General features: G+C 27.3%; 18 protein-coding genes. 17 read left to right on the forward strand and 1 reads right to left on the reverse strand.

Features of this window, described 5'->3' with window-relative positions; all coding sequences use genetic code 11:
- The first annotated feature begins 110 nt into the window (after positions 1 to 110).
- The 4 genes from J2Z24_RS08300 (at position 111) to J2Z24_RS21625 (ending at position 5451) form a co-directional block, all read left to right on the forward strand.
- A complete protein-coding gene (locus J2Z24_RS08300; protein ID WP_035148130.1) occupies positions 111 to 1049 on the forward strand; it encodes an ABC transporter ATP-binding protein in 939 nt (312 codons plus the stop codon).
- Positions 1050 to 1059: 10 nt separating this feature from the next.
- Positions 1060 to 1803 carry an ABC transporter permease gene (locus tag J2Z24_RS08305; RefSeq protein WP_035148129.1) on the forward strand — a complete coding sequence of 248 codons (744 nt, stop codon included), beginning with the start codon at positions 1060 to 1062 and terminating at the stop codon, positions 1801 to 1803.
- Positions 1803 to 2795, forward strand: a complete 993-nt coding sequence (locus J2Z24_RS08310; RefSeq protein ID WP_035148127.1) for an ABC transporter permease — start codon at positions 1803 to 1805, stop codon at positions 2793 to 2795. Before J2Z24_RS08305 ends, J2Z24_RS08310 begins: the two co-directional genes overlap by 1 nt.
- Positions 2796 to 2862: 67 nt before the next feature.
- A complete protein-coding gene (locus tag J2Z24_RS21625) occupies positions 2863 to 5451 on the forward strand; it encodes a winged helix-turn-helix domain-containing protein (RefSeq protein ID WP_035148126.1) in 2589 nt (862 codons plus the stop codon).
- A 423-nt stretch (positions 5452 to 5874) separates the two neighbouring features.
- On the opposite strand, the gene J2Z24_RS08320 is transcribed toward J2Z24_RS21625, so the two are convergent.
- Positions 5875 to 6921 carry a YdcF family protein gene (locus J2Z24_RS08320; RefSeq protein ID WP_035148125.1) on the reverse strand — a complete coding sequence of 349 codons (1047 nt, stop codon included), beginning with the start codon at positions 6919 to 6921 and terminating at the stop codon, positions 5875 to 5877.
- A 250-nt stretch (positions 6922 to 7171) separates the two neighbouring features.
- On the opposite strand from J2Z24_RS08320, the gene J2Z24_RS08325 reads away from it, so the two are divergent.
- From J2Z24_RS08325 to def, 13 genes are all read left to right on the forward strand, one after another.
- On the forward strand, positions 7172 to 7603 hold the full coding sequence (locus tag J2Z24_RS08325) for a DUF3788 domain-containing protein (RefSeq protein ID WP_035148124.1): 432 nt from the start codon (positions 7172 to 7174) through the stop codon (positions 7601 to 7603).
- A 183-nt stretch (positions 7604 to 7786) separates the two neighbouring features.
- Positions 7787 to 8617, forward strand: coding sequence for an Mrp/NBP35 family ATP-binding protein (locus J2Z24_RS08330; protein ID WP_035148156.1), 831 nt, complete (start codon positions 7787 to 7789; stop codon positions 8615 to 8617).
- Positions 8618 to 8619: 2 nt separating this feature from the next.
- Positions 8620 to 8985: a NifB/NifX family molybdenum-iron cluster-binding protein gene (locus J2Z24_RS08335; RefSeq protein ID WP_035148123.1), complete on the forward strand. Its 366-nt coding sequence runs from the start codon at positions 8620 to 8622 to the stop codon at positions 8983 to 8985.
- Between the two features lie 18 nt (positions 8986 to 9003).
- Positions 9004 to 9834, forward strand: a complete 831-nt coding sequence (locus tag J2Z24_RS08340; protein ID WP_035148122.1) for a nucleotide-binding protein — start codon at positions 9004 to 9006, stop codon at positions 9832 to 9834.
- Entirely contained in the window at positions 9825 to 10679 is an 855-nt protein-coding gene (locus J2Z24_RS08345) for an ATP-binding protein (RefSeq protein ID WP_035148121.1), read from the forward strand. Before J2Z24_RS08340 ends, J2Z24_RS08345 begins: the two co-directional genes overlap by 10 nt.
- 35 nt (positions 10680 to 10714) lie before the next feature.
- Positions 10715 to 11074 (forward strand): C-GCAxxG-C-C family (seleno)protein, encoded by a 360-nt coding sequence (locus J2Z24_RS08350; protein WP_035148120.1) that lies wholly within the window; start codon positions 10715 to 10717, stop codon positions 11072 to 11074.
- Positions 11075 to 11108: 34 nt separating this feature from the next.
- On the forward strand, positions 11109 to 11465 hold the full coding sequence (locus J2Z24_RS08355) for a NifB/NifX family molybdenum-iron cluster-binding protein (protein WP_035148119.1): 357 nt from the start codon (positions 11109 to 11111) through the stop codon (positions 11463 to 11465).
- Positions 11466 to 11482: 17 nt separating this feature from the next.
- Positions 11483 to 11956: a Fur family transcriptional regulator gene (locus tag J2Z24_RS08360; RefSeq protein ID WP_035148118.1), complete on the forward strand. Its 474-nt coding sequence runs from the start codon at positions 11483 to 11485 to the stop codon at positions 11954 to 11956.
- Positions 11926 to 12387 (forward strand): DUF134 domain-containing protein, encoded by a 462-nt coding sequence (locus J2Z24_RS08365; protein WP_035148117.1) that lies wholly within the window; start codon positions 11926 to 11928, stop codon positions 12385 to 12387. Before J2Z24_RS08360 ends, J2Z24_RS08365 begins: the two co-directional genes overlap by 31 nt.
- A gap of 127 nt (positions 12388 to 12514) precedes the next feature.
- A complete protein-coding gene (locus tag J2Z24_RS08370) occupies positions 12515 to 13138 on the forward strand; it encodes a DUF1847 domain-containing protein (protein ID WP_035148116.1) in 624 nt (207 codons plus the stop codon).
- 13 nt (positions 13139 to 13151) lie between these two features.
- Positions 13152 to 13643 carry a flavin reductase family protein gene (locus tag J2Z24_RS08375; RefSeq protein WP_035148115.1) on the forward strand — a complete coding sequence of 164 codons (492 nt, stop codon included), beginning with the start codon at positions 13152 to 13154 and terminating at the stop codon, positions 13641 to 13643.
- Between the two features lie 95 nt (positions 13644 to 13738).
- Positions 13739 to 14011: a DUF5320 domain-containing protein gene (locus J2Z24_RS08380; RefSeq protein ID WP_035148114.1), complete on the forward strand. Its 273-nt coding sequence runs from the start codon at positions 13739 to 13741 to the stop codon at positions 14009 to 14011.
- Between the two features lie 63 nt (positions 14012 to 14074).
- Positions 14075 to 14542, forward strand: coding sequence for a peptide deformylase (def, locus tag J2Z24_RS08385; protein WP_035148113.1), 468 nt, complete (start codon positions 14075 to 14077; stop codon positions 14540 to 14542).
- Positions 14543 to 14602 lie beyond the last annotated feature (60 nt).

Here is a 14602-nt window from a genome sequence, read left to right on the forward strand (position 1 = left end):
GGAAAGAGATTAATTTATTAAAGAAAAATCAACCTTAAAAATCAACCGAAAGGTTGATTTTTTTTATCTACAATTTTTGTATTATGAATATGAAAGGTGGAGGTAATAATATGGAAAATATAATTGAAGTTAAGAATTTAGAAAAAAGTTATAAAGGAAAAAAAGCAGTAAAAGGAATAAGCTTTTGTGTTGGAAAGGGAGAAGTACTTGGATTTTTAGGACCCAATGGTGCAGGGAAAAGTACTACTATTAATATTTTATCCACTGCTTTAGGATATGATGGCGGTGACATAAAATTTTTGGGATCAAAAGTAGATGAGGATGTTATAAGAGTTAAAAGAAATATAGGTGTTGTTCCTCAAGATTTAGCTATTTATGAAGATATATCAACAGAAAAAAATGTGAAATTTTTCGCAAGTCTTTATAATTTAAAGGGAAAAGAACTACAGCATAGGGTAGAGGAAGCTTTAAAATTTGTAGGACTTTATGAAAAAAGAATGGATAAACCAAAAACATTTTCTGGTGGAATGAAGAGAAGATTAAATATAGCATGTGCAATTCTTCATAATCCTAAACTTATAATAATGGATGAACCTACAGTAGGAATAGATCCTCAATCAAGAAATCATATTTTAAATTCAATTAAGGAATTACAAAAAAGAGGAACTACTATAATATACACTACCCATTACATGGAAGAAGTTGAGGAAATTGCAGATAGAATAATAATAATGGATAATGGACAAATAATAGCAGAAGGTACAAAAGAAGAGCTAAAAAGAGAAATAGAAGATGAAAGGATATATTCTATAGATATAGCAAATACAGAAGAATTAAAAAAAGAAGACTTTTTTAAGATAGAAGGAGTAAAAGACGTGGTTATTTCAGAAGGGACAGTGAAAATCAAATCATTAAACACAGTAGAAAACTTAGATAAATTGATTCTGACTATGATGAATAAACAATGTAAAATACAAAATATTACAAGCACCTTAGCTTCTTTAGAAATGGTATTTTTAAATTTAACAGGAAAAAGCTTAAGAGATTAGGAGGAGCAATATGAATATACTTAATGTTACAAAATTTGATCTTATGAATACAATAAAAAATCCTGTACTTCTCATGTTTAATACAATTTACCCATTAGTTATCACACTGTTATTTGGATTTATAGCAAAAGGAACTTATGGAGGTGAAGGAGTTACGTCCTATGATTATTATGGTGTTACTATAATGATTTTTACTATGTTAAATATGTCTTTAACTACGTCAAATGCTTTTATGGAAAAGAAAATAGTAAAGGGGAATATTAGATTAATATATTCACCAACTTCAAAGAGTGTAATATTTTTATCTAAAATACTGGCAACATTTATATTTGGCGCAATTACTTCTATTATAATACTAATATTAGAAAATAGCATTTTTAAAATAAATTTTGGAGGAGAAAATTTTATGTATATAGTTCTAATAATAGTTATGTTTACACTTCTTATGAGTTCAATAGGTGCATTTATGTGTTGCATTTTTAAAAGTGAAGAAGCTGCAAATAAGTTTCTTTCGCCAGTAAATACTTTATTAGCATTATTAGGAGGTCTTCTTTTTCCTGTAGATAGCCTTGGAAAAACTGTGGAAAAGCTATCATATTTATCTCCAGTAAAATGGGTTAGTGAATGTATTTTTAAAATAATTTATGATAATGATTTTTCTATGTTTATTCCTTTAATAATAATTTGCATTTTAGGAGCATTATTATTTATTGTACTTTGTCAAATTACTTTTAAGCCGGAGGAGTATGTGTAATGAGTATATTTACTATATTTAAAAACAATTTTTATAGAATACTTTCAAAAAAGGCTATTATATCTGTGGTCCTTATATTCATTCCTGTAATGATTGCAAGTGCCGTTTATTTTACAGGGAAAATGGAAACTAAGGCAAATATAGCTGTAGTTTCTAGAAATAAAATTTTAAATGTAACAAACAATAAAGAGGTTAATATAAAATATTTAGACCAAAAACCTAAAATGTCAGAACTTCTATTAAATAAATATGATGCAGTGATTTATTATAAAGACAGTGATAGTTTTGAAGTTATCACCATAAAAAATGAAAAGTTAAAAAAGGATATAGAAAAGTTCATAAAAAATCCTAGCCAAGGTTTTAAAAACTCAGTTAAGGAACAAAAGAGGGGAGTAGGCACTAATATATTAGGTTTTTTGATAATGATTATTTTACTTCAAGCAGTAATACTTATGGTTCTTTATCCTGAAGATAGAGATTTTAGAACTTTTAAAAGAATATTAATTGCTCCCATAAGTGAAAAAAAATATTTATTTGCTCAAGGGATATTTAATTTTGTCATTATATATGTACCTGTGTTTTTATCTATAGTAATAACTAAGGAAATTTTTAAGGTAAATATTGGATTTGACTATAAAACTTTAGCTATTCTTTTATCCATAATAGTTCTATTTGGAACCGCTTTTGCATTATTTATGACTTCCATTATTGATGATATAGATAACAGCTCTATGCTGGCACAATTTATAGCTATGTTAACATCAATTATTTCGGGAAGCTTTTATTCCTTTTCAGATAACAATAAAATCTTAGATTCCATAGTTAATGCACTTCCTCAGAAGAATTATTTAACATTGGTTCAAGGAATAGAGAATGGAAAAAATATATTTGATTATCCAATGCAATTAAGCTATATTCTTTTTATAACGATTATATTATTTACAGCAGGAAGCATGATAACAAAAAGAAATTTAAAGTCAGGAAAATATTAAGAAAAATTTTCAGCATAAATAATAAATGATATAATTATAATTAAATATATATTTAGAGGTATGTTAGATGAGTAACAGATTCAATTTAATAGCAACAAAATTAATTTCACCAGTACCAAGAAAAAACTATGTTAAAAGAGAAAAGCTTGTAAAAGAGCTGGAACATATATTAGATTATAAAGTTATAATAATAAAAGGAACAGCGGGCAGCGGAAAGTCCACGCTGTTTTCCTCTTTTGTAAAAGAAAAAAAGTTGAGTAATGTAAAATGGATAAACCTAGATGGAGAAAATAATGAACTATTCTCTTTTTGGTATTATCTTATAGAGTCTTTAAAGGAGTATTTACAAGATGAAGGTCAGCAGCTTATAAATACTTTTAGTACATTTATGAAAAAAGACGACATATTCAATATAATTCCTTATATAGTTAATGAGCTTTCTGATGGTGAAGATATTTTTTTAGTCTTTGATGATTATCATTATATAAAGGATAAATTTTTAAATTCTACATTAGAATATTTAATTAAGTATTCATCTTCAAATGTACATTATGTATTTTTAACTAGAGAAGATGTGCCTATATATTTGGGAGAACTTAGAATAAAGGGTCATCTTCTAGAGATTGGAGAAGATAATTTAAAGTTTTCAGAGAAAGAATGTTTAAATTTTATAAAAGACACATTGAATATTATTCTTACGGAAGATGTTGTAGATAAAATATTTAATATATCCGAAGGTTGGATTGCAGGAATTCAGCTTATTGCATTAGCTTTAAAAAACAGAAAAGACAATATATTTAATGATATAACCGTATTAAATAAATATGTAATTGAATATTTAACTGAAGAAATATTAAATCAACTTAGTAGTGATGAAAAAAATTTTTTAATAAAGACTTCTATTTTGGAATATTTTAATATAGAATTGAGCAATAATATTTTAAATATAACTAATTCAAAAGAAATAATTGATTCTCTCTTAAATAAAAATCTATTTATAATTGTGTTGGATGAACAAAATAATATATATAGATACCATCATTTATTTAAAGAATTTTTAAACATAAGTTTTTCAAAACTTAATGAGGATGAAAAGAAAGAACTTCATATAATGGCCTATAAATCTTTTAAAGAAATAGGAGATTATAAAGAAGGAATAAAACATCTATTAAAAATTAAATATTATGATAAGGCTTTAGTAGAAATAGAGCAAAATGCACAAAATTTTAATGGATTGTGTTATCTAAAAGAAATACCATTAGAGTATCTTTTTACAAGTCAACAGATGACTCTTCAAAGAATTTTTTATCATTTTTGCAATTTGCAGATGGATGAATATAAAAGAATATTAAACTTATTGGGTAAAAAAATAGATGAACCACAATGGCAAATAATCAAGATGTTTAAGGTAGTTATAGATGATTATAATGGCTCTTTTGAAGAAATAGATTTAAATTGTATAGAGAATTTTAATTTTAGTGATATAACTAAGGCTATAATATATTTAAATATTTGTATTTTACTTCTATCCCAAGATGAATTTGAAAAAGTTATATATTATGCTGATAAATGTGATAACATAGGACAGAAAAATGAATTTATAAGTATAAGTTTCTTTGGTAAAGGACAAAAGGCCATGGCTTTGGAAGAATTAGGACAGCTTTATGAAGCAGAAAATACTTTAGATGAAATGAAAGACATGATTAAAAAAAGTAGAATTTTTAGCAACTTGATCTTCATGTATCATCTTGGAATAGCGGGAATTTACATGAAAAGATGTGAATTGGAAAAGTCAGAAGAACAACTAGTATTAGCACAAAAGTTTTCAAATATAAACAAGGGTTTTGCAGATAGATCAATATTATATAATATAATGGAGATTAAATTTTTAAAAGGAGAAGTTGAAGAAGGCATAAAATTAGCTAACAAGCTTGTAGAAGAATATTCTACTGATGCCTTTAATCTTTTACTTTCTTCAGTGAGATTAGAATATTTTATATCAAGCAGTGTATATTCAATAAATGATTTACAAACGTATAAAGAAATTTATGAAAATACTAAGGAAAATACAAGGATTTATATACAAATAAGTGATAGAATAGTTTATTCAACGGTTCTTTATTTACTAGGTGAAAAAGATGAAGCTTTTAATATTTTGAACAAATGTTTAGAGTATTGTAGAAAGAATAAGATAATAACATATCTAGTGACAGGATTAATCAATATGGCATTAATGTTAAAAGAGGACTTTGATAAAAGGAAAAGAGAAATTTATAATTTAATAAGAGAAGCTATTCATTATAGTATAGATAATAAATATATAAAACCTTATGTACTTAAGGGAGAAGATATTTTAACAATAATAAAAAAACTTAATGATGATAAACACATAGAATTAACTGTTAAAGAAAAGAATTTCATAAAAAATTTAATGAATATAATGCATAGTAAAAACATTAAACATGAATTATTAACTGAAAGAGAGAAGGAAGTTTTAAAAGTATTAAGTGAAGGGACTTCTAATAAAGAAATTGGAGAAAAGCTTAATATATCTTTAGCTACGGTAAAGACTCATATTATTAACATATACTCTAAACTAGGTGTTTCAAATAGAGTACAAGCTGTAGAACAGGGGAAAAAATTTAAAATTATATAAGGAGTTGGATTTATTATAGCTTTAATAAATTGCTATGTTTGAAGAAATGTTTCAAATTATAATGTACTTATAGGTGTTTTGATTCCAATATCTTTGACTTTAATTCAGATAACTGAGTCCATAATATTAAATAATACAGTAAATATATGGTGCCATTTATAATAGTAATGCTTATTATAGTGGGTATTGGATTAATAATTAGAAGATATGGAAAAGAAAAAAAGATAGATGTTACTTGGTAATAAATATAAACTAATAATTTAAATTTAAGTTATATTTAAAGTTCGTTAAAAAATAGCTTTAGGTGAAGTTTAACTATAAAAAGTAATTACTACATCTAAAGCTATTTTTTTATTTAATAAAAGTTGTTGAATAATCATTTTTTAAATTTTAAAGTAGGCTTAAAATAAAAGTTTTATTTAATTACATATAAGGTCTGATAAGACAGTAGTTTAATATGGCCAATACTAAACTTACAATAAGTATTAAGCTAACAATTATTATATGCTGTTTTTTATGGAGTACTACAATAGCAATGTATTCTCTAATCATTGCATTAGGTAAAAAATAAAGTGCTGTCTTAGAGGCTAGGCCTACACTGTTTAAATTTGCTTTTCTTGCATAAAGTGCAGCACGAAATAAATGAAAATTATTTGTTACAAATATGCTCTTAGACTTATTCGGTATTAAATTCTCTATTATCCTTTTGGAGAATTGCATATTTTGTAGTGTATTAATTGACTTATCTTCTAAAATAGTATCTTCAATAGGGATACCTTTTTCAATTGCATATTTTTGCATAGCTAGTGCCTCAGAAATTTTTTCATCAGCTCCTTGCCCACCAGAAAAGATGATTTTTGGTGGAGTGGTAACAGCAGCTTGCTTATGATAAAATTCAATAGCTTTATCAATACGACTAGCAAGTAGAGGAGGAACTCTATCACCAATTAATCCACTACCTAAAATTATAATAAAATCTTGATTTAACTTTGGATGGTTAAATTGATAAATAAATGATATCATTAAAAAATTAAAAATACTAAATAAATAATATACCCCAATAAGAGTAAAGCCACCCAATAAAATTCCTGCTTCAGGTGAAAGATTTATTCTACGTATAATGAAAGATAAAACTAAGCAGCCAATTAAACCTATAGCTAAAAATAAGGTTAATAAATTAGCAGACGTTCTACTTTCATGTTTCATAACAATTTTTGCATTTATAAATAGGGCTATAATTAGAATATAAACCCCAAATATAAACACTATGATTACTAATATTGCAAAAATAATTACTAAAAAAATCAAAATAGAATTTTGTATTGTAAAAGCCACATAAACAATGGTAATCATAGCTGAAAATAAGAAAATATTAAATAAAAGTCCATTAACTAATTTCCTTGGATCCATTAAGTATGATACGAAAAAAACAATAAATGTAATTGCCGTTAATGTTATAACTAAAGACATAAAACACCTCCTAGTATTATTTTGTAGTCATATGATGATATTATGTAGAATCTAGAAAAAAGTCAATATCAAATAATGATAAATTTTTAATGAGTTTACAAATATAATCTATAAAAAAATAGAAATAAATAATTTATAAGCGGTAATTTAGTTATGAAATCATTATTATGAAGAGTTGTTTATGTGGAAGTTTAGTTAAATTTGGTTTAAACTATATATAAATATTTTGTCTGTGAGGTGTTTTAAAGATATGATGTGGAATGAATTATATAATCAAAGTAATCAACCTACTTTAGAGGATGTGAAGAAATTTGTAAATAACAAGTTATATAATGAACTTTGTTTGTTTCTAGAAAATACATACAAAGTATCACCTAAGATGGAATATAGTAAATGTTCTATGCAACAAGGCTGGAATATAAAGTATAAAAAGAGTGGAAAGTCTTTATGTACCATTTATCCAGTGGAGGACTATTTTATTATACTTGTGGTAGTTGGTTCAAAAGAAGAAATGGAAGTGGAAAATATGATTTCAAGTTGTAGTGAATATATTCAAAATTTGTTTAAAAACACACCGTCTTCATGTGGCGGCAGATGGTTAATGATTGAAGTTAGGGAATCATCAACTTTAGAGGATGTATTAAAGTTAATACAAATACGAGTAAAGCAAAAGAAAAAATGAAACGTAGAAATATTACATTTAGAAATAAATTGAATACAATAGTTTTATTGAAATAAGATAATTTAAAAAGCTTAAGATTGATTTTTTCCAATCTTAAGCTTTTTAAATTGGCATTTGACAATAACTAAAAAAAGGAGTAATATAATATTGGCAAATGCCAATATTATATTAGGAGATGGTTTTATGGCAGAGTGCAGTACATGTCCCTCAAATCAGAGCTGCTCAAAGGATAAGGAAAGTTGTATGATTGAAAACAATCCTCTAAATAATGTTAAAAAAATTATTGGTGTTCTAAGTGGAAAAGGAGGAGTAGGTAAATCTTCAATTTCGGTTCTTATTGCAAAGCATTTAAAACAGCTTGGACATAGTGTAGGAGTATTAGATGCTGATATAACGGGACCAAGTGTTCCAAGGCTTCTTGGATTAAAGGGGAAAAAAGCTTATGTCACTGAAGAGATGATATTACCAGTTGAAACAAGTGATGGTATAAAAGTTATGTCATTAAATTTTTTAACAGAAAAAGAAGATGATCCTGTAATTTGGAGAGGACCAGTAATTTCAGGCGTAGTTAAACAGTTCTGGACAGATGTTCTTTGGGGAGAACTTGACTACTTGGTAATTGATATGCCTCCAGGAACAGGAGATGTTGCTTTAACGGTAATGCAGTCTATTCCTATAAATGGAATAGTTATGGTATCTGTCCCTCAGGACCTTGTATCTATGATAGTTTCAAAAGCTGTAAATATGGCAAGGAAGATGAACATTGATGTTTTAGGTGTTATTGAGAATATGAGTTATATAACTTGTTCTGATTGTGGTAAAAGAATAAAACTTTTTAATAGTGAAAATACTGATGAGTTTTTAAAAGAAATGAATTTAAAGCTTCTAGGAGAGCTTCCTATGTTAAATAGTGTAAGCAATTTAGAACAGTATGGATATGAGAATGTGAATGAAAGTCTTGAATTGATTTTTAATCCTATAGTAACAAATATAATAAAGAATTTGGAGGAATAGCAATGAAAATAGCAATTTCAGCAACAGGAAAAACTAATAAAGATTTACTTGATATGAGGTTTGGAAGATGCGAATATTTTCAAATTCATGATACTGAAAGTAAAGAAGTTAAGGTATTAGAAAATGAAGGACAAAATTCTAGTGGAGGAGCAGGTATTGCTGCATCAAATCAATTAATAGATGAAAAAATAGATGTTATTATAACAGGTAATTTAGGACCAAATGCTTTTGAACTTATTGAAAAGGCAGGTATTAAGGCATATAAATGTGGAAATATAAATATAAATTCTGTACTTGATAAATATAACAATGGGGAATTAGAACAAATAAAAATGTCCGGTCCTGCACATCATGGAGGAAGCCATTAGATTGGAGATGAGTATATAATGAACATAGCAGTACTTAGTGGAAAAGGAGGAACGGGTAAAACTACGGTTTCAACTAATCTTGCGCTTGCATTTAAGGCGAATTATATAGATTGTGATGTAGAAGAGCCAAATGGTTTCTTGTTTTTAAAGCCTAAAGTAGATATGGGAAAAAAAGTTATGGTGGAATATCCTATTATAGATGATAATAAATGTACTGCCTGTGGAGCTTGTGTAAATGTATGTCAATTTAATGCTCTTGCAAAAGTGAAGGATGATATTATGCTTTTTCAAAAGCTATGTCATGGTTGTGGAGCTTGTGAAATTGTATGTAAATACCATGCTATATCTTATGATAAAAGAGAAATAGGAAAAATTGAAAAAGGTAAAGCAAGAAATATAAATTGCACTAGAGGAATTTTAAATATAAGTGAGCCTATGGCGGTACCAGTTATTAAAGAGCTTCTAGAAAGTCTATCAGAAGAACTTAATTTAATCGATTGTCCACCTGGAACTTCTTGTAATGTGGTAAATACGCTAAAGTATGCTAATAGTGCAATACTTGTAACAGAACCTTCTGAATTTGGACTTCATGATTTAAAAATGGCAGTAAAACTTGTAAGAATGTATAATATACCATTTGGTATAATTATAAATAAAGATGATGGAAAAGATAATTTAGTAAAAAAGTATTGTAGAGAAGAAAAAATAGAATTAATAGGTTTCATTCCATATAGCAAAAATACTGCAATACTATATTCAAATGGGGAAATATTATATGATGATATAAATCATAAAACAATATTTGATAACATTTCAAAGAAAATTAAGGAGGTGCTATCTTGGAATTAGCAGTTTTAAGTGGAAAAGGTGGCACAGGAAAAACTACTATTGCAACAGCATTGGCTGAACTTGCTGAAGATGTAATAAGAGTAGATTGTGATGTAGATGCTCCAAACCTTTACTTATTCTATAAAGGTAAGGATATTGAAAAAACCGACTTTATAGGTGGTAAAAAAGCTATTATAGATGAATTACTTTGTGTTAAATGTGGTAAATGTGAAACTATATGTAGATTTCATGCTGTAGAGAATTTTAAAATAAATCCATTTATTTGTGAGGGATGTGGTGCTTGTAGATTAGTATGTCCACAAAATGCTATAAAGCTAGAGGATGAAAAAACAGCGGATACATTTATTACTGAATTAGATAAAGGAATAATTTCAAGGGCAGAAATGGAAGTAGGTAGTGATGGCTCCGGAAAGTTAATAACCTATCTAAGAAAAAATGGTAGAAGATTTAACAAAGATGAAAAACTAATTATAATAGATGGCTCTCCTGGTATTGGATGTTCTGTTATATCATCAATAACAGGAAGTAATACAGTATTAATTGTAACAGAACCTACAAAGTCAGGTCTTGAAGATTTAATGAGAGTAGTATCATTATGTGAACACTTTGGTGTTTTTACTATGGTATGTATAAATAAACATGATATAAATAAAGAAGTGACAAAGGATATAGAAAATTTTATTAATGAAAAAGGCTTAAAATTAGTAGGTAAAATTCCATATGATGACATTGTTATGAAATCTATAAACGAGTTAAAACCTATAACCTATTATAAGGATAGCATTGCAGAAAAAGCTATTGAAGAGATGTGGAATAAGATCAAGAATACTATAAAAAATTGTTAAGGACGTATAAATAATTAAAATAAGAGGTAGAAAAAATGATTAATGTATTAAAATATCATGATAAAGGATATAACTGTGCAGAATCTATAGTAAAGGCATTTAATGAGGAGTATAATGCAAATATTCCTGTTTCCATTGCAAGTCCTTTTGGTACCGGTATGGCTGTAGGAACTACTTGTGGAGCAATTACAGGAGCAATTATAGCTTTGGGATCAGTAAAAGGAAGAGAAGAAGTTACAGTTAAAAATGAATCAAGAAAATATACAAAAGAAATAATGAATAAAATAAAAGAAAAATATGGAACATTTGAATGTTTAGAGCTAAAGAAAAAAGGTATATCTTGCAGTGAAATAATAGAGTATGTATATGATATTTTAAAAGAATATATAAAATAAATTTATTAAATTAAAATATAAGGAGGAATTTTAAATGAAAATAGCAGTTGCAAGTGAAGGGAAATATGTAAGTGGACACTTTGGACATTGTGAAGGTTTTACTATATATGAGGTAGAAGAAGGAAAGGGATTAAATAAGAGTTTTATACCAAATCCAGGACATAGACCAGGGTATCTTCCAGTATTTTTAAAGGAATTAAATGTGGATGTTATTATTGCAGGTGGTATGGGAGAAACAGCACAGGAGTTATTTAATCAAAATGGAATTAATGTAATAGTTGGTGCAAAAGGATTTAGTGATGATATAGTACAAAAATATATAAATGGAGAATTAAAATCAACAGGTAGTATTTGTAGAGAACATGAACATGAAGGCCATTGTAATGAATAATTTAAAAGGATGATTTTATGAAAGCTGAGTTACTACCTTTTAAAAAGCTTTTAGAGACAAATGGATATAAATTTACATTAGCAAAACAAGTAGTGTTAAAAACTATTTTAGACAGCAAAATACATTTAAATGTAAAAGAAATATACGAAAAAATAAGGGGAAAACATATAGGCCTTGCTACTATTTACAGGTCTTTAAAGGTATTTAATGAATTAGGTATAGTAAAAGAACTAAATATCAATGGCATAAACTACTATGAAATGAAAATATTTAGTGGAAAACCCCTGCATATTCATTTTAAGTGTTATAAGTGTAACAGTATAATTGATATAGATAGTCACAATTTAAATTCTGATTATCTGAAATTAAATAGAAAAATTGAGATAGATAATAATTTAGAAATATATGATTCAAATATTATGTTTATAGGGCTATGTAGTAATTGCAGGGAGGAATTAAAGTGTCAAGACCAACAAAATGCAGAAGAGTAGAGTTTTTTCCAGAACATACTTATTTTGTTCCATTGGGAAAACATAAATGTGAGATTGAAGAAATAGTTTTAAAAGTAGAAGAGTTAGAAGCCATGAGACTTAAGGATATTGAAGGTTTGAATCAGGAACAATGTGCTGAAAGTATGCAGGTATCAAGACAAACATTTCAAAATATTATAGATAGTGCAAGAAAAAAAATAGCTATTGCTCTTACTAAAGGAAATGCAATAAATATAAATGGTGGAAATTATAGAACAATATTTTGTAAATTTAAGTGTTTTAATTGCGGCAATTTATATGAAGTAAATTATGAGCAGGACAAATATATTTGTCCTGCTTGTGGTTCAGATAAGGTTATTTGCAGTAAAAAAGCAGAGTTTTGTACAAAATGGTGTCAAGGAGATAATAAAAATAATAATAGTTTACCATAACGTGCCAGATAGATTCCTTTAATTCTAGTGAAATATTTTCCTAACTATAAAAAATGTTATTTTGCAAGAGATAAGAAAAAGTTATAATTTGTTCTTAATATATAAGAAAAAGTTTTGAGGTGAGAATATGTATACATGTGCTATGTGTAGTGAACATTATTGTAAAATAGGAAAACTTGATAAGTTGCCAACTAATTGTCCATGTAATGAAGAGGAAGAGCAGAAAAAAATAAAAGAAGCATATTCTGAAGAAGAAAATTATAAATTAGCATATAATTCGGCGTTAGTTGAAGCGGAAGGATATTGTAAAAAAACAAGACTTGAAGAGATAATGGATTTTGCAAACAAATGTAATTTTAAAAAGTTAGGAATAGCTTTCTGTGTAGGATTAAGCAAAGAAGCAAAAATGCTATGTAAAATACTAACACATAATGGATTTCAGGTTGAATCAGTGGTGTGTAAAAGTGGAAGTATACCTAAAGAAATTTTAAATATTAAAGATAATGAAAAGGTAAGACCAGGTACTTATGAAGCAATGTGTAATCCTATAGGACAGGCTACACTTTTAAATAATGCTAAAACAGATTTAAATATTATGTTAGGTTTATGTGTGGGGCATGATTCATTATTTATAAAATATTCTAATGCACCTATAACTGTTTTTGCAGTTAAGGATAGAGTCCTTGCCCATAATCCTTTAGGAGCATTATATTTATCAGAAGGTTATTATAAAAATAAATTATATAAATAATGGGGGAATTATTATGGAAAAAGTTCAAGGAAATATGAGATCATGTCTTCAGCCAAGGCCTAATATATTGGTTTCTTGTAGAGGAAATGATGGTAAAAACAATGCATTAGCAGTGGCGTATTGTTGTAATTGTAGTTATGATCCACCTATGGTTATGGTAGGAATTGTTCCTTCACGATATTCATATAACCTTATTAAGGAAACAGGTATTTTTGTAGTGAATATTGTTACAAAAGCACAAAAAGAAATGTTTGATTATTTAGGTAGTCATAGTGGTAGGAATGAGGACAAGTTTTCTAAACTTAATATTAAAGTTGAAGAAGGAATAAAAGTCAATGCACCTTTATTGGCAGACTGTCCTATAAACATAGAATGTAAAGTGGTAGATTCTATAGTTACTGGTTCACATGAAATGTTTGTTGGAAAAATTGAATATGTGCATGCTGATAGACAAGTCGTGGATAAGAAAGGTAATATTGATTTTTCTAAAATTGAATTTTTATAAAATTACCATAAAAGGTTATTGACATATACCCAAAATAAAGTATAATAATTATTATAAAGGGTAAATGCCCAAAAAAATAAAAAGGAGATGGGTTTATGCCAAGAAGAGATGGTACAGGTCCAATGAAAATGGGAGCGATGACAGGAAGAGGAATGGGCTTTTGTAATGTAGTTAAAGATTTAGACACAATTGGAGGATTAGGTCTCGGATTAGGATTACGTTGTAGAAGAGGTTTTGGAGGGAATGGTTTGAGAAATATGAACAATCCTGAAAATCAAAAAAGTTTACTTATGGAACAAAAATCTATTCTTGAAAAAAGACTTAATTTAATTAATGACCAATTAAATAAAATGCAGGATGACAAGTAAAAGGGGTGGGAAACCACCTCTTATTATAATATTTATAATTTCCTATGATAGGAGGAATATATTATGGCTTTGAGAAATATTACTAATTATAAAACAGATGATATATTAAGAAAAAAATCAAAGTATGTTGATAAAATTAATAAAAAAACATTACAACTAATAAATGATATGGCAGAAACAATGTATAAAGAAAATGGTGTAGGATTAGCTGCTCCACAAGTAGGAATATTAAAAAGAATAATTGTTATTGACATAGGAGACGGACTTATTAAACTTATAAATCCTGAAATAGTAGAAGAAGATGGGGAAGAAAAGGATACAGAGGGATGTTTAAGTATTCCTGGAGTAATAGCAGAGGTTAAACGTCCTTATAGAGTAAAAGTCAAAGGTCTTAATGAAAATGGTGAAAATATAGAAATAGAAGGCTTAGGACTACTTGCAAGGGCATTTTGCCATGAAATTGATCATCTTAATGGTATATTATTTATTGATAAGGCTGTTTCTGGAACCATTAAGAACACTAATATTTAAAAATGTAATTTTAGATAAATAAAAAAGTAAATGAAGAAGGGACCAGGCTAATGAAAAATA

It is taken from the genome of Clostridium tetanomorphum (assembly GCF_017873215.1).
GTDB classification, from domain to species: Bacteria; Bacillota; Clostridia; order Clostridiales; family Clostridiaceae; genus Clostridium_AO; species Clostridium_AO tetanomorphum.

Excerpts from the sequence above, each read along its gene's own strand:
- J2Z24_RS08300 (WP_035148130.1), top strand. The coding sequence starts at position 111 with ATGGAAAATATAATTGAAGTTAAGAATTTAGAAAAAAGTTATAAAGGA.
- J2Z24_RS08305 (WP_035148129.1), top strand. The coding sequence starts at position 1,060 with ATGAATATACTTAATGTTACAAAATTTGATCTTATGAATACAATAAAA.
- J2Z24_RS08310 (WP_035148127.1), top strand. The coding sequence starts at position 1,803 with ATGAGTATATTTACTATATTTAAAAACAATTTTTATAGAATACTTTCA.
- J2Z24_RS21625 (WP_035148126.1), top strand. The coding sequence starts at position 2,863 with ATGAGTAACAGATTCAATTTAATAGCAACAAAATTAATTTCACCAGTA.
- J2Z24_RS08320 (WP_035148125.1), bottom strand. The coding sequence starts at position 6,921 with ATGTCTTTAGTTATAACATTAACGGCAATTACATTTATTGTTTTTTTC.
- J2Z24_RS08325 (WP_035148124.1), top strand. The coding sequence starts at position 7,172 with ATGATGTGGAATGAATTATATAATCAAAGTAATCAACCTACTTTAGAG.
- J2Z24_RS08330 (WP_035148156.1), top strand. The coding sequence starts at position 7,787 with ATGGCAGAGTGCAGTACATGTCCCTCAAATCAGAGCTGCTCAAAGGAT.
- J2Z24_RS08335 (WP_035148123.1), top strand. The coding sequence starts at position 8,620 with ATGAAAATAGCAATTTCAGCAACAGGAAAAACTAATAAAGATTTACTT.
- J2Z24_RS08340 (WP_035148122.1), top strand. The coding sequence starts at position 9,004 with ATGAACATAGCAGTACTTAGTGGAAAAGGAGGAACGGGTAAAACTACG.
- J2Z24_RS08350 (WP_035148120.1), top strand. The coding sequence starts at position 10,715 with ATGATTAATGTATTAAAATATCATGATAAAGGATATAACTGTGCAGAA.
- J2Z24_RS08355 (WP_035148119.1), top strand. The coding sequence starts at position 11,109 with ATGAAAATAGCAGTTGCAAGTGAAGGGAAATATGTAAGTGGACACTTT.
- J2Z24_RS08360 (WP_035148118.1), top strand. The coding sequence starts at position 11,483 with ATGAAAGCTGAGTTACTACCTTTTAAAAAGCTTTTAGAGACAAATGGA.
- J2Z24_RS08370 (WP_035148116.1), top strand. The coding sequence starts at position 12,515 with ATGTATACATGTGCTATGTGTAGTGAACATTATTGTAAAATAGGAAAA.
- J2Z24_RS08375 (WP_035148115.1), top strand. The coding sequence starts at position 13,152 with ATGGAAAAAGTTCAAGGAAATATGAGATCATGTCTTCAGCCAAGGCCT.
- J2Z24_RS08380 (WP_035148114.1), top strand. The coding sequence starts at position 13,739 with ATGCCAAGAAGAGATGGTACAGGTCCAATGAAAATGGGAGCGATGACA.
- def (WP_035148113.1), top strand. The coding sequence starts at position 14,075 with ATGGCTTTGAGAAATATTACTAATTATAAAACAGATGATATATTAAGA.